The sequence below is a fragment of the Streptomyces sp. NPDC001927 genome (assembly GCF_053594455.1).
The window spans coordinates 157,163-171,041 of record NZ_JBSFEN010000010.1 but is presented as its reverse complement, the minus strand read 5'-3'; the positions used below and the strand labels follow the sequence as shown (position 1 = coordinate 171,041).

The window sequence follows — 13,879 nt, the reverse complement described above, 5'->3', positions numbered from 1 at the left end:
GCTCGGCCAGTAGCCCGGCCGAGCACGCGACGACGGCGACTCTGCCCGCCTACCAGGCGAAGGCCTCCGGAGAGGGGCCCGGGCCGGGGAAGATCTCGTCGAGGCCGGTCAGTACCTCCTCCGAGAGCTCCAGCTCGACGGCGCGCAGCGCGCCCTCCAGCTGCTCCGCCGTGCGCGGCCCGACGATGGGGCCGGTCACCTGGGGCCGGGTGAGCAGCCAGGCGAGGCCCACCTCGCCCGGTTCGAGACCGTGCTTCTCCAGCAGGTCCTCGTACGCCTGGATCTTCGCGCGCGAGGACGCGTCGGCGAGGACGTCGGCGGCCCGCCCGCTCGCGCGCCGGCCACCCTCCTCCTGCTTCTTGATGACGCCGCCGAGCAGCCCGCCGTGCAGCGGGGACCAGGGGATGATCCCGAGGCCGTACTCCTGCGCGGCCGGCAGCACCTCCATCTCGGCGCGCCGCTCGAAGAGGTTGTACAGGCACTGCTCACTGACGAGACCGACCATGCCGCGCCGGGCGGCGGCCTCGTTGGCCTGGGCGATCTTGTAGCCGGGGAAGTTGGAGGAGGCGGCGTAGAGGATCTTGCCCTGCTGGATCAGGACGTCGATCGCCTGCCAGATCTCCTCGAAGGGAGTCAGGCGGTCGATGTGGTGGAACTGGTAGACGTCGATGTAGTCGGTGCCGAGCCGCTTGAGGGAGGCGTCGACGGCGCGGCGGATGTTGAGGGCGGAGAGCTTGTCCTCGTTGGGCCAGGTGTCGCCCTCGCGGGACATGGAGCCGTAGACCTTGGTGGCGAGGACGGTCTTCTCGCGCCGGCCGCCGCCCTGGGCGAACCAGCTGCCGATGATCTCCTCGGTACGGCCCTTGTTCTCACCCCACCCGTAGACATTGGCCGTGTCGAAGAAGTTGATGCCCGCGGCGAGCGCGGCGTCCATGATCGCGTGGCTGTCGGCCTCGTCCGTCTGCGGGCCGAAGTTCATCGTGCCGAGGACGAGTCGGCTGACCTTGAGTCCGGTGCGTCCGAGCTGCGTGTACTTCATGGTCCCCAAGCCAAGCCCTTGGAGCGCGCTTCAGGCAAGGGGGTTCCGCGGGGGGCTTGTTGGGTGGGGTGGGGTGCGTGCGCCGGCCGGGCTCATGGGCCCGGCCGGCGTCACGTGCCGCCGAGCCAGCTTGTGGCGTCCAGGCGGTAGGTGGTCTCCGGTGGGACTACCTGGCGGAGGGCGGTTTCCAGGTCTCGTACGCGTGCGGTGCCCAGGGTTCGCGTCCACTCCGTGCGCAGTTCGTCGAAGATCGCGGCCGAGCGGGCGAGCGCGTCGAGGCCGTGCGGGGTCAGGCGGACGAGCTTGCGGCGGGCGTCGGTGGGGTCGTCGGCGCGCTCGGCGTAGCCGACGGCGAGGAGGCGGTCGACGGTCTTCCCGGCCGCCTGCTTGGAGACACCGAGGTGGCGCCCGATGTCGCTGGCGGTCGCGCCCCGGGGTCCGCCGGCGGCGATGGCCTGGAGCGCGAAGCCGTGCGCGGGGCGGAGGTCGGGGTGGCCCTGGCGGGCGAGTTCGGCGTGGAGCCGGTCGATGAGGGTGCGGAAGCCCGCGAAGAGGAGGAGGGGGAGCTCGAATCCCGGCACGGAGTCAGGTGATCCCGCGGACCCTGCGGATCCCGCGGATTCGCCCTTGCCTGAATCGACAACCTGGTTTACGTTTATCTCGTGCGCATGGTCAACCATGTTGTCGATTCTATCCTCTTCCCCCTGGAGTCGCCTTGTTCGTCGATCACACCCTTGAGACCGCCCCCGCCGCCTCCCGTCGTTCCATGGAGCGCGTCGCCGCGGCCTGGGGGCACCTGCCGCAGGCCGTGGCCCGTATGGCCGAGTCCCCGCACGCGCTGGACGGCTTCCTGAAGCTGAGCGCGATGTTCGAGGACACGACACTCGACCCGCACGCGCGCGAGACGGTGATCCTGACGGTCGCCGTACGCAACCAGTGTCATCTCTGCATCCGGCTCCACGAGGGGAAGCTCGCTTCGCTGGGGCCTGCCCCCGAGCCCGAACGCCTGGAGGGGATACGGCAGTTCACGCACCAGATCCTCGCCGCTGCCGGAGCTGTGAGCGACGAGGATCTGGAGAGTTTCTTCGGTTGGGGTTACACCCGCCAGAACGCCCTGGAGGTCGTCCTCGGCATCGGTGCCTACACCCTGTCCACCATGGCGAACCGGCTGACCCGCTCGGCCTGAGCCACGTGAGCCGTGTGAGCCACGTGAGCGTCACAGGAGGATCAGAGCGATGAGCACCAGGACCGAGCCGAGCGTGGCCAGTGCGAAGCGGGTCAGGACCACCGGGCGCAGCCAGTTCGGGAGCGCGGAGCCGGCGGCGGCGATCACCGCCTTGGCGTCGATGGCGCGGACCGCCGCGTCCTCGGACCTGGCGAAGGCCGCCTCGGTGTAGCGGGTGGCGAAGACCTGGCCGGCGGTGATGAAGCCGACGACGAGGAGGACGAGCGGCTCGACGACGAAGGAGAGGGTGCGGCCGAGGTCGCTGCCGGTGAGGGTGAGTGCGCCGAGGGCGGTCATCGTCACGCCGATGCCGAGCGCGAGGGCGAACTCCCAGGCCTTCTCCTTGAACGCTATGCCGTGCCGGGCGAGGACCTCGGCCCCGTGACCCTGGCGGGCCATCTCGGCCTCGGCGGCCTGCTGGGCGGCGCCGCCGCGGAACCAGGCGACGACCGGGATGACGAAGAAGGTGGCGGCGAGAAGGAGTTGGAGGGAGGCGGCGAGGGTGGTGGAGAGCTGCATGGTGATCGTCGATCCTCAGTCTGTGTGTGGGGGGGAGTGGGTGGAGTGGGGTGGAGTGGGCCTGTATGTCGGTCAGGCGACGGCGATCGCCACCAGCGCCAGCGCCGAGCCGCCGAAGACGATCGCGTGGCGGATGTTCTGCTGGATCCGGACCCAGCCCGGGAAGGCGTTCTCGGCGGCCTTGAGGAAGGCGGGAACGTCGATGCGGGTCAGCTCGGGGTCGCCCTTGCGCTCGAAGGCGGTCCGGACGGAGGAGACGGCGGTCAGGTTGCTGTAGAGGATCAGGCCGTTCATGACGATGACGAGCGACTGGAAGATCCAGGTCAGCGTCTGACCCCACTCGTTGCCCGCGAAGTTGAGGGCGGCGAGCGCGGTCATGACGACGGCGACGGAGACCGGGGCCCATGTCTCGTGGCCGCTCGCGTCGAAGGAGATGTCGTTCTCGGCGAGGACGCCGGGGCGGATGCCCTGGCGGTCCAGCTCACGGTCGGCGGCGGTCAGCGCGGCCGGGCCGAAGCGGGCCCGGACGATCGGGATGCTGACGAAGGCGAGGGCGATGAGGATCTGCATGACGGCGGCGAAGCTGGCGTTCATCGGGGTTCGTCTCCTGCGGTTCGGTGGCGTGTCGTCGTTCCCTTACGAGGAAGACGGTGCCGAACCGCGCTGACACCCCGCCGACCGTCGCCTGACAGCCGCGCGCGGGACCTGTCAGGTCGCCTGGCGCCCTGTCAGCGGCCCTCCGTACGGGGCCCCGAGCCCCCACGCCTGGTGCATCGCGGAGGCGAACGCGGCCGCCAGTTTGTGCTCGCCCGACGGGCCGGGGTGGGTGCCGTCGTAGGTGTCGGTGTCGAGGTCGTACGACTCCGGGGTCGTCGCCAGGAGCAGCGGCGACGCGGCCGTGTCCAGGTCGGCGACGGCCTTCGCGAGCAGCTCGTTGAAGCGCTCGCACTCCGCTGCGAAGGGCGCGTCGTAGGTGGCGCGGACGTTCGGGATGACCGGCATGACGACGAACCGGACGTGCGGGTTCGCGGCGCGGGCGGCCGCGACGAAGGCGCGTACGTTGTCGGCGGTCTGGGAGCTGTTCGTGTAGAAGCCGAGGTCTATCAGGCCGAGGGAGACCAGGAGCACGTCCGCCCCGGTCGCCGTCACCGTCTCGCCGATCAGCGGCGCCATGTGCAGCCACCCCTCGCCCCAGCCGGCCAGGTGCCGGCGCGCGGGCGCGGGGAAGCCGGGGTCGGCGTAGTCGTGCGAGAGGGGCGCGTCGGCGCCGGAGTCGTACAGCTCGGTGCGCGGGCCGACGATCTCGTACCGCCCGGGCAGTGTCGCTTCGAGGTGCTGCCACATCCGGTAGCGCCACGTGTGGTCGCCGGCCCGTCCGATGGTGCAGCTGTCGCCGACGAACATGAAACGCATGGTCACATCATCCCGGAGGCCTCCCGGGCGCTGCGACGTGATCCCGGCCACCCCGGCGGCGGGCGTGCTCGCGCCACAGGGCGTACAGGGTGGGGGAGCCGGTGGGTGGTGCGGGCTGCGAAGGGCACACGTCGAAGTGGCAGATCCGGCAGGTGTCGGACGGCTGGGCGTTGCCGAGGTTGACCGCCGTCCCGTCGCCCGCGACGCGCCAGCGTCTGCCCGCAGGGATGGATCCGACCGGCCACTCGCCGACCTCGAGCAGCATCCACTTGCCCCGGACCGTGCGGTGCCAGTCGGCGCGCGCGCCGCACCGACCACAGGCCGCGGCCCCGCTGTCGCGCTGCGTCGGTACGCCCGCGTCCAGCGGAGCCATCCCGGACAGGACCTCCCCCACGAGCACCGGATCACCCATACCGCCTGAACCTCCCCATCGTGCGTGTTCCACGCAGTCAACGCCGACGAGGAGTCGGGTGATCCGAAAAGCGGGGAACACCCCCCGAACGAGTGGACGACCGAACGTCGTCCGACCGGCGGCGGTCCATCCCGGAGATTCCCGGAGCCGTGGCAGGCTGGACGGTATGCGATCACTGCTGGGTGCCTCCGGGGCCGCCGCTCTCGTCCTCCTCTCGGGCGTCCTGCTCCCGGGGCCCGTCGCGTTCGCCGCCGACGGGGCGGACCAGGACTTCACGATCAAGGACCCCCGGATCACGGAGTCCAGCGGCCTCGCCGCCAGCCACGCCCACCCGGGCGTCTACTGGACGCACAACGACCAGGACGCCCCGCTGATCTACGGCATCGACTCCCGTACCGGCGAGACCGTCGCGACGCTCACCATGAAGGGCGTCGGCACGCCCCGCGACATGGAGGCGATCTCCGTCGGCCCGGACGGCGACATCTACGTCGGCGACATCGGCGACAACAAGGACGGCACCTGGGACCACGTCTGGATCTACCGCTTCCCCGAGCCGAAGCAGCTCAGGAACCAGACGGTGACGGCGAAGCAGTACGACGTGAAGTACGCCGACGGCCCGCGCAACGCCGAGGCGCTGATGGTCCACCCGAAGACCGGCCGGGTCTACATCGCCAGCAAGAACGAGAACACCGGCGGCCTCTACGCGGGCCCTGAGCGGCTCTCCAGCTCCGGTACGAACGTCTTCCGGCGCGTCGACGACGTGCCGTGGGTGACCGACGGCGCGTTCTCGCCGGACGGCGACCGGCTGCTGCTGCGCGGCTACTTCAGCGCCAAGGAGTACGCGTGGAAGGGCGGCCGCCTCGGGGACGACGGTACGAGCGTGGGGGCGCCGTTCCAGGGGCAGGCGGAGTCGGCGACGTACACGAAGGACGGCTCGGCGCTGATGTTCGGCTCGGAGGGCGCGAAGAGCGGTGTCGTCCGGGTGGAGCTGCCCGAGGCCGACCGCCCGGCGGAGAAGGCGCCGGGCTCGTCGCCGGCGAAGGACGGTTCGAAGGACGGGTCGAAGGATTCGGGTACCACCCCCGAGGAGCGCGGCAACTTCACCGTCGGCGTGATCGTCCTCGGCATCGCGACCGCGATCGTCATCGGCGGGAAGCGCCTCCTGCGTCGCGGCCGCTGACGCCGCCCCTCAGCCGCCGGAGCCGTCGCCCCGACCGCTGACGCCGCCCCCTCAGCCGCCGGAGCCGTCGCCCCGGCCGCTGACGAGGGCTTCGAAGCCGTCGAGGAGGCGGTCGAGGCCGAACGTGAAGTGGTCGAAGTCGCGGGCGAAGGTGTCCTCGGCGAGCGCCGCCATCAGCGGGTAGTCGCCCGAGGCCATCGCCCGCTCCAGGAAGGGCTGTTGGCCCGTCCAGAACTCCTCGTCGCTCACGCCCGTCTCCTGCGCGGCCTCGGCGGCCTGGCTCTCCATCCGCGCGATGCCCGCGACATAGCTCTGCACGGTGACGATCACGCCGATGGTCTCCGGGTCGCTCAGCCCCATCCCGTGCGGCCCCTTCAGGCCCGAGAGGCAGAGTTCGAGGCCGCGCAGCGCGCTCGGGCCGAGGACCGAGCGGGCCTGGTTGACCTTCAGGAGCCAGGGGTGGGCCTGGTAGAGCTCGCGGTACGAGCGCGCGAGCTGCTCGACCGTGTCCCGCCAGTGGGTCGGGATCTGGGGGTCGTCCTCGTAGGACTCGCCCTGCACGCGGTCGAGCATCAGGTCGAGCAGCTCCGTCTTGCCGGGGACGTACCGGTAGAGCGACATCGTCCCCACGCCGAGCTCCGTGGCCACACGCCGCATGGAGACGGCGTCCAGACCCTCCGCGTCGGCGACGCCGACGGCGGCCGTGACGATCCGGTCGAGGGTGAGGCCCGGCTTGGGGCCGCGGCTGGGGCGCTCACCCGTACCCCACAGGAGATCCAGGCTGCTGCTCGTCGTCGCGCGCTTCATGGCCTCACTCATGGGCTCACTTTAAAACTGGGTACGGCGTACTCTGATTCGGGTACGGTGTACTCAGTTTCGCCGAGCGGAGGTTTCCATGTACGAAAACGCGGTCCTCGTCGAGGGCCTGCGCAAGCACTACGGCAAGGGCAGGAGCGGCAAGGCCGCGACGGGCAAGGGCGGGAGCGGCAAGAGCGCGAGCACCACGCTCGCCCTCGACGGCTTCGACCTCGCCGTCCGGCCCGGCACCGTCCACGGCCTCCTCGGCCCCAACGGCGCCGGCAAGACCACCGCCGTACGCGTCCTCGCCACGCTCCTGAAGGCCGACGGCGGCCGCGCCGAGGTCGCCGGGATCGACGTCGCCCGCGATCCGCGCGGCGTCCGCGCCCGCATCGGGCTCGCCGGCCAGTACGCCGCCGTGGACGAGGGCATCAGCGGCCGGCAGAACCTGGAGATCTTCGGCCGCCTCTTCCACCTGGGCGCCCGCCGCGCCCGCACCCGTGCCGGCGAACTTCTCGACCGATTCCAGCTCACCGAGGCCGCCGACCGGAACGCGGGCACCTACAGCGGCGGGATGCGCCGCCGCCTCGACCTGGCCGCCTCGATGATCCTCACGCCCGACGTCCTCTTCCTCGACGAGCCGACGACGGGCCTCGACCCGCGGGGCCGGGGCGAGGTCTGGGACGCCGTCCGAGCCCTGGTCGCGGGCGGTACGACGGTGCTGCTCACCACGCAGTACCTCGACGAGGCCGACCGGCTCGCCTCCCGGATCACCGTCATGGACCGGGGCCGGGCCATCGCCGACGACACCCCCGACGGCCTGAAGAACCGGGTCGGCGGCGACCGGATCGAGGTCGTGGCCGCCGAGGCCGCTGACCTGCCGGCCGTACGGAAGGTCCTCGCCCGGGTCGCGGCGGCCGAACCCGCCGTGGACGAGGACGACCGGCGCGTCCACGCCCCGGTCACCGACCGGGTCGCCGCCCTCACCGAGGTCGCGCGCACCCTGCGGGACGAACGGATCGCCGTCGAGGACCTCGGCCTGCGCCGCCCCAGCCTGGACGACGTCTTCCTGACCCTGACGGGCCGCCCGAGCGCGGACGACGCGGCGACCGACGACGCGACGACCCACGACGCCACGACCGACGCCACCACCGCCACCGAAGGAGCCGCAGCCGCATGACGACCGCCGTCCCCACGAACCGGCGCGCCCACCAGGCCTACTGGGCGCTGGCCGACTGCGCCACCCTCGTCCTCCGCACCCTGCTCAACTACCGCCGCCAGCCCGTCGCCATCCTCTGGCAGCTCGGCTTCCCCATCGTCTCCGTCCTCCTCTACGGCTTCGTCTTCGGCAGCGCGATGCAGGTGCCCGGGGGCGGCGACTACAAGGACTTCCTCATGCCGGGGATGTTCACCATGACCATGACCTTCGGGCTCATGAACACCGCCACCGCCGTCGTCGCCGACTCCGGACGGGGGGTCATGGACCGGTTCCGGTCCATGCCGATGGCCCCCTCCGCCGTCACCACCGGCCGGGGCGCCTCCGACCTGCTGGTCGCCGCCGCCGAACTCGGCATCCTCGCCGCGACCGCGCTCGCCATCGGCTGGACCTCGGAGGGCGGTGTCGGCGGCACGCTGCTCGCCTTCGGCCTGCTGCTCCTGCTGCGGTTCAGCCTCATCTGGGTGGGCGTGTGGTGCGGGCTCGTGCTGCCGAACACGGAGGCGGCCGGCGCGCTCTACGCGGTGATCTTCCCGATCACGATGATCTCCAGCGTCTTCGTCGCGCCCTCGCTGATGCCCGGCTGGCTGGCGCCCGTGGCCGCCTGGAACCCGATCTCCTCGACCGTCGCCGCCACCCGCGAGCTGTTCGGCAACCCGGGCGCGGCCGGCGGGAGCTGGGTGGAGCAGCACGCGCTCCTGATGGCCGTCCTCTGGCCGCTGCTCCTGACGGCGATCTTCTTGCCGTTGGCCGTACGCAGGTTCCAGCGCCTCAGCCGGTGATCCCGATGGGGCACGCACGAGGGCCCGGCATCGACCATGTCCGATGCCGGGCCCTTCGTACGAGCGGATACCCCTGTTACAGCTTCTCGATCACGTAGTCCACGCAGGCCGTCAGGGCCCGCACGTCCGCCGGGTCGATCGCCGGGAACATCGCGATCCGCAGCTGGTTGCGGCCCAGCTTGCGGTACGGCTCGGTGTCCACGATGCCGTTGGCGCGCAGCACCTTGGCGACGGCGGCCGCGTCGATGTCGTCCGAGAAGTCGATCGTGCCGATGACCTGCGACCGCTTGGCCGGGTCCGTGACGAACGGCGTCGCGTACTTGGACTCCTCGGCCCAGGTGTACAGCGCCTGGGAGGACTCCTTCGTCCGGGCCACGGCCCAGTCCAGACCGCCCTGGCCGTTGATCCACTTCAGCTGCTCGTTGAGCAGGAAGAGGGTCCCGAGTGCCGGGGTGTTGTACGTCTGGTTCTTCAGCGAGTTGTCGATCGCCGTCGGGAGCGAGAAGAACTCCGGGATGTGCCGGCCGGACGCGTGGATCCGGGCCGCGCGCTCCAGGGCCGCCGGGGAGAAGGCCGCGAGCCACAGGCCGCCGTCGGCGGCGAAGGACTTCTGCGGGGCGAAGTAGTAGACGTCCGACTCGGTGATGTCGACCGGCAGGCCGCCCGCGCCGGAGGTCGCGTCGACCAGGACGAGCGCGCCCTCGTCGGCGCCCGCGACCCGCTTGACCGGGGCCGCGACACCGGTCGAGGTCTCGTTGTGCGTGTACGCGTACACGTCGACGCCCGCCTCGGCCACCGGCTCCGGGTGGGTGCCCGGGTCGGCGGAGATCACGGTCGGCTCGGCCAGCCAGGGGGCCAGCTTCGCGGCCTTCGCGAACTTGGAGGAGAACTCGCCGAAGGTGAGGTGCTGCGACTTCGACTCGATGAGCCCGTGGGTCGCGATGTCCCAGAAGGCGGTGGAGCCGCCGTTGCCCAGGATCACCTCGTAGCCCTCGGGCAGCGAGAAGAGGTCGCGCACGCCGGCCCGTACCTCGCCGACCAGGTTCTTGACCGGAGCCTGGCGGTGGGACGTGCCGAGCAGGGAAGTGCCGGTGGCGGCCAGGGCGTCCAGCGCCTCCGTACGCACCTTGGAGGGGCCCGCGCCGAAACGGCCGTCGGCGGGCTTGATGTCAGCGGGAATCTGGATCTCAGCCACGAGGCGGAGCGTATCGGGTCGCACCGCACACGGCCGACGATGTCCGCCGGATGAGACGCCAGGTGAGACATCCTGACCTTGTGCGAAAACACCACGGGCACCAGGAGCGGTCGGATCTCGAGGCGGCGCTGCGCGCGGCCGTGGCGGGTGACGTGGACTTCGGCGCCACGGCGAGAGCCCTGACGACGATGGACGCGTCCAACTACCGACGGGTGCCGGTGGGGGTGGTCGCGCCCCGGGACGCCGACGACGTGGCGGCGGCGCTCGCGGTCTGCGGGGAGCACCGGGTGCCGGTGGTGGCGCGGGGCGGCGGCACGTCGATCGCGGGCCAGGCGACGGGGACGGGCGTGGTCCTCGACTTCACGCGCCACATGCGCGCGGTCGTCTCCGTCGACCGGGAGGCGCGGACGGCGGTCGTCCAGCCGGGACTTGTCCTGGACCGGCTGCGGGACGCGGTGCGCCCGTACGGCCTGACCTTCGGCCCGGACCCGTCCACGCACAGCCGCTGCACGCTCGGCGGCATGATCGGCAACAACGCGTGCGGCGCGCACTCGGTGGCGTGGGGGACGACGGCCGACAACGTCCTGGGCCTGGACGTCCGGACGTACGGGGGCTCGTCCCTCGCCCTCGGCCGGGACTGGCAGGGCGCACCGGCGGGGCTGCGGGAGCTGGTGGAAGGGAACCTGGCGCTGCTGCGGACCGGGTACCCGGAGGGGCTGCCGCGCCGGATCTCCGGCTACGCGCTCGACGCGCTGCTGCCCGAGCGGGGCGGGGACGTGGCCCGGCTGCTCTGCGGGAGCGAGGGGACGCTGGGGGTGGTGACGGAGGCGACGGTACGGCTCGTGGAGCTGCCGGCCGCGCCGGTCCTGGTGGTCCTCGGGTACGCGGACGAGAGCGCGGCGGCCGACGCGGTGGCGGGGCTGCTGCCGCTGGGCCCGCTGACGGTGGAGGGGATGGCGGCGGACCTGGTGCGGGACGCGGGTGCGGGGCTGCCGCGCGGGGGTGCGTGGCTGTTCGTGGAGGTGGACGGGGAGGGGGCGGCGCGGGAGCTGGTGGCGTCGGCCTCGGGGGACGTGCTGGACGCGGCTGTCGTCGTCGACCCGGCCGGGCAGCGGGCGCTGTGGCGGATCCGGGAGGACGCGGCCGGGACGGCGACGCGGATGCCGGACGGGGTGGAGGCCTGGCCCGGGTGGGAGGACTGCGCGGTGCCGCCGGCGCGGCTCGGATCGTACCTGCGCGAGTTCCGCGCCCTGTTGACGGAGTACGGCCTGCGGGGGACTCCGTACGGCCACTTCGGCGACGGCTGCGTCCATGTCCGTATCGACTTCGACCTCTACTCGGCGGCGGGCGTGGGCCGGTTCCGGGAGTTCTCGGAGGCGGTGGCGGACCTGGTGGTGGCGCACGGGGGCTCGTTGTCGGGGGAGCACGGGGACGGGCGGGCGCGGGCGGAGCTGCTGCCGAGGATGTACGGCCCGGAGCTGGTGGGTCTGTTCGGTGCGGTGAAGGACCTCTGGGACCCGGACGGCGGCCTGAACCCGGGGATGCTGGTGCGGCCGGGGCGCCTCGACGAGGGGCTGCGGTTCAAGGGGCTGCCGGTGGAGGCGCGGGAGGTCGCGCGGTGCGTGGGGGTCGCGAAGTGCCGGGTGGAGGGGCCGACGTCGGGGCCGGGGGTGATGTGTCCTTCGTACCGTGCGACGGGCGAGGAGCGGCACTCGACGCGGGGCCGGGCGCGGCTGCTGCACGAGATGGCGCTCGGTGAGGTGATCACGGACGGCTGGCGCTCGGAGGAGGTGCGGGAGGCGCTCGACCTGTGCCTGTCGTGCAAGGGGTGCAGGAGCGACTGCCCGGTGGGCGTGGACATGGCCGCGTACAAGGCGCGCTTCCTGGACCGCCACTACGCGGGGCGGCGGCGGCCGTGGTCGCACGTGACGATGGGGAGGCTGCCGGAGTGGCTCCGTCTCTTCGGCCCGGCGCTGAACCTGGCGCGGGTCTTCCCTTCGCGTTTCGCGGGGGTCGCGCCGGAGCGGGAGCTGCCGAGGGTGGCGTCGCGGACGTTCGTGTCGTGGTTCGGTACGCGTCTGGAGACGGCGTCGGACGTGTGGCTGTGGCCGGACACCTTCACGAACCACCTGGCGCCGCAGGTGGGGCGTTCGGCGGTCCGGGTCCTGGAGTCGGCGGGCGTACGGGTGGGGCTGCCGCCGGGGCGGGTGTGCTGCGGGCTCACGTACGTGTCGACGGGCCAGTTGGACCGGGCCCGGAAGGTGATGAGCGGGACCCTGGACGTGATGGAGCCCCAGCTCGGCCATCCCGTGGTCGTCCTCGAACCCTCCTGCGCGGCGACCCTGCGGACGGACCTCCTGGAACTCCTCCCGGACGACCCGCGCGCCCGGACGCTCGCCTCGTCGGTACGGACCTTCGCGGAGGCCCTGGAGGAGTTCGCACCCGAGTGGGAGCCGCCGCGCCTCGACCACCCGGTGGTCGGCCAGACCCACTGCCACCAGCACGCCGTCCTGGGCGACGAACCGGATCGGCGGTTGCGTGAACGGATGGGCCTGGAAGGCGAGTTGAGCGGGGGCTGCTGCGGCCTCGCGGGCAACTTCGGCTTCGAGCCCGGCCATTACGAGGTCTCGGTGGCCTGCGCGGAGGACCAGCTGCTCCCGGCGGTGCGGGCGGCGGACGAGAACGCGGTGCTTCTGGCCGACGGGTTCTCCTGCCGTACGCAGCTCGACGACTTGGCGGGGAGGCGGGCCCGGCACATCGCGGAAGTCCTGGCGGAGGCGATCCAGCCGGATTAACATACATGCATGAATGTACGTGAGGAGGGAGCTGGGTCTCCCGCGCCCGGCTCGTCCGCGCCCGGCTCGCCGGGGCCCCGCCGTTCCACGCAGGCCGAGCGGCGGGAGCGCACGCGCATCGCGCTCCTGGAATCGGCGGCCCGGGGGCTGTCCCGTCACGGCTACGGCAACCTCGTCCTGGAGCAGGTGGCCAGGGACGCCGGCTACACGCGCGGCGCGCTCTACCACCAGTTCAAGGACAAGCAGGAGCTGGCCCTCGCCGTGGCCGAGTGGGTCTTCGAGGCCTGGGACCGGGAGGTCGGGCACCACGTCGAGCGGGAGTCGGAACCGCTCGCGGCGCTGCTCACGCTCGCCCGCGCGCACACCGCCTTCTGCCGGCGGGACATCGCCCGCGTGGCGGTGGCGCTGCGCCTGGAGTTCTCCGGGCAGGACCATCCGATCGGACACCTGGTGGAGACCGGCTACCGCGCCCTCCTCGACCTCTGCACCGGCTACGTCGAGGCCGGGCGCGCGGCGGGGACGATCCCCGCGGGCCCGCCGGCCGGGGACGTCGCGCTCGCCTATGTGGGCGCGGTCGAAGGCACCTCGATCGCCCTGGCCGGCCGCGTCCCCGACGACGCGTCCCTGGTCGTCGCCGCCGCGTCGGGGGCTCTCGGCCTGGGGGCGGCCGGCTTCCCGTACTCCTCCGTCGAACACAGCGAACCGTAGGAGGCACTCCATGGAACTTCCCAAGTCCGCGCACACGTCCCGCCCGTGGCGGATCCACGAGTTGACGCCCGACTTCCGGCTCTACGACGTCTGGGCACTGCCGACGCCCGGCGGCCCCGACGACTTCCCGCGCCTGGTGCGGAACTTCGCCGGAGGCGACACGGGCGACAACTCCTCCTGGCTCGCCCGCCAACTGTTCGCGATCCGCTGGAAGCTCGGCGAGCTGTTCGGCTGGGACGACCGGGACAAGGGCCTCGGCTCCCGGGTGCCGACCCTGCGCGACCGGCTGCCGGAGGACCTCCGCGACGGCCCGGCAGGACCGGAGTTCGAGCGGCTGCCCTTCACGTCCGTCTACCTCGGGGACGACGAGTGGGCGGCGGAAATGGCGAACCGGACCATGCACGGCGTGATGCACCTGAGCTGGGTCCCCGACGGCTCGGGCGGCCACCGCGGCCAGCTGGCCGTCCTGGTGAAGCCGAACGGCCTCTTCGGCAAGGCCTACATGGCGGCGATCTCCCCGTTCCGGCATCTGCTCGTGTACCCGCCGCTGATGCGCGACATCGGGCGGGAGTGGCGCGAGACGGCGCGTTAGGAGGC

15 protein-coding genes are annotated in these 13,879 nt (G+C 72.2%); 7 read left to right on the top strand and 8 right to left on the bottom strand.

Features of this window, described 5'->3' with window-relative positions; genetic code table 11:
* Nucleotides 1–49: 49 nt before the first annotated feature.
* Both ACWCO8_RS26705 and ACWCO8_RS26700 read right to left on the bottom strand, forming a co-directional pair.
* Complete coding sequence (locus ACWCO8_RS26705) at nt 50–1,039, bottom strand: aldo/keto reductase (RefSeq protein WP_451034394.1); 990 nt, start codon at nt 1,037–1,039, stop codon at nt 50–52.
* Between the two features lie 110 nt (nt 1,040–1,149).
* Nucleotides 1,150–1,719 (bottom strand): MarR family winged helix-turn-helix transcriptional regulator, encoded by a 570-nt coding sequence (locus ACWCO8_RS26700; RefSeq protein ID WP_451034393.1) that lies wholly within the window; start codon nt 1,717–1,719, stop codon nt 1,150–1,152.
* A gap of 35 nt (nt 1,720–1,754) precedes the next feature.
* On the opposite strand from ACWCO8_RS26700, the gene ACWCO8_RS26695 reads away from it, so the two are divergent.
* Nucleotides 1,755–2,225: a carboxymuconolactone decarboxylase family protein gene (locus ACWCO8_RS26695; protein WP_451034392.1), complete on the top strand. Its 471-nt coding sequence runs from the start codon at nt 1,755–1,757 to the stop codon at nt 2,223–2,225.
* Between the two features lie 30 nt (nt 2,226–2,255).
* Here the strand turns inward: ACWCO8_RS26695 and ACWCO8_RS26690 are convergent, their stop codons facing one another.
* The 4 genes from ACWCO8_RS26690 to ACWCO8_RS26675 form a co-directional block, all read right to left on the bottom strand.
* Entirely contained in the window at nt 2,256–2,783 is a 528-nt protein-coding gene (locus tag ACWCO8_RS26690; RefSeq protein ID WP_451034391.1) for a hypothetical protein, read from the bottom strand.
* Between the two features lie 72 nt (nt 2,784–2,855).
* Nucleotides 2,856–3,377 carry a hypothetical protein gene (locus tag ACWCO8_RS26685; protein WP_451034390.1) on the bottom strand — a complete coding sequence of 174 codons (522 nt, stop codon included), beginning with the start codon at nt 3,375–3,377 and terminating at the stop codon, nt 2,856–2,858.
* Nucleotides 3,378–3,491: 114 nt separating this feature from the next.
* The gene (locus tag ACWCO8_RS26680; protein WP_451034389.1) at nt 3,492–4,196 is read right to left on the bottom strand and encodes a GDSL-type esterase/lipase family protein; all 705 of its coding nucleotides are present in this window, start codon (nt 4,194–4,196) and stop codon (nt 3,492–3,494) included.
* 7 nt (nt 4,197–4,203) lie between these two features.
* Nucleotides 4,204–4,608 (bottom strand): DUF6083 domain-containing protein, encoded by a 405-nt coding sequence (locus ACWCO8_RS26675; protein WP_451034388.1) that lies wholly within the window; start codon nt 4,606–4,608, stop codon nt 4,204–4,206.
* Between the two features lie 166 nt (nt 4,609–4,774).
* Here ACWCO8_RS26675 and ACWCO8_RS26670 point away from each other — a divergent pair, with 166 nt between their 5' ends.
* A complete protein-coding gene (locus tag ACWCO8_RS26670) occupies nt 4,775–5,788 on the top strand; it encodes a WD40 repeat domain-containing protein (protein ID WP_451034387.1) in 1,014 nt (337 codons plus the stop codon).
* 51 nt (nt 5,789–5,839) lie between these two features.
* Here the strand turns inward: ACWCO8_RS26670 and ACWCO8_RS26665 are convergent, their stop codons facing one another.
* Nucleotides 5,840–6,607 carry a TetR/AcrR family transcriptional regulator gene (locus ACWCO8_RS26665; RefSeq protein WP_451034386.1) on the bottom strand — a complete coding sequence of 256 codons (768 nt, stop codon included), beginning with the start codon at nt 6,605–6,607 and terminating at the stop codon, nt 5,840–5,842.
* A gap of 76 nt (nt 6,608–6,683) precedes the next feature.
* Between ACWCO8_RS26665 and ACWCO8_RS26660 the strand changes: the two genes are divergently transcribed.
* Together ACWCO8_RS26660 and ACWCO8_RS26655 are read left to right on the top strand one after the other, a co-directional pair.
* Nucleotides 6,684–7,766: an ATP-binding cassette domain-containing protein gene (locus tag ACWCO8_RS26660; RefSeq protein WP_451034385.1), complete on the top strand. Its 1,083-nt coding sequence runs from the start codon at nt 6,684–6,686 to the stop codon at nt 7,764–7,766.
* On the top strand, nt 7,763–8,584 hold the full coding sequence (locus tag ACWCO8_RS26655) for an ABC transporter permease (protein ID WP_451034384.1): 822 nt from the start codon (nt 7,763–7,765) through the stop codon (nt 8,582–8,584). Before ACWCO8_RS26660 ends, ACWCO8_RS26655 begins: the two co-directional genes overlap by 4 nt.
* A 76-nt stretch (nt 8,585–8,660) precedes the next feature.
* On the opposite strand, the gene serC is transcribed toward ACWCO8_RS26655, so the two are convergent.
* Nucleotides 8,661–9,779 (bottom strand): phosphoserine transaminase, encoded by a 1,119-nt coding sequence (serC, locus tag ACWCO8_RS26650; RefSeq protein WP_451034383.1) that lies wholly within the window; start codon nt 9,777–9,779, stop codon nt 8,661–8,663.
* Nucleotides 9,780–9,829: 50 nt separating this feature from the next.
* On the opposite strand from serC, the gene ACWCO8_RS26645 reads away from it, so the two are divergent.
* From ACWCO8_RS26645 to ACWCO8_RS26635, 3 genes are read left to right on the top strand one after another with little or no spacing between them, the layout of a single operon-like run.
* Entirely contained in the window at nt 9,830–12,574 is a 2,745-nt protein-coding gene (locus ACWCO8_RS26645; RefSeq protein WP_451034382.1) for an FAD-binding and (Fe-S)-binding domain-containing protein, read from the top strand.
* Nucleotides 12,575–12,583: 9 nt separating this feature from the next.
* On the top strand, nt 12,584–13,282 hold the full coding sequence (locus ACWCO8_RS26640) for a TetR/AcrR family transcriptional regulator (RefSeq protein ID WP_451034381.1): 699 nt from the start codon (nt 12,584–12,586) through the stop codon (nt 13,280–13,282).
* Nucleotides 13,283–13,292: 10 nt separating this feature from the next.
* Complete coding sequence (locus ACWCO8_RS26635; protein ID WP_451034380.1) at nt 13,293–13,874, top strand: DUF2867 domain-containing protein; 582 nt, start codon at nt 13,293–13,295, stop codon at nt 13,872–13,874.
* Nucleotides 13,875–13,879: the final 5 nt, after the last annotated feature.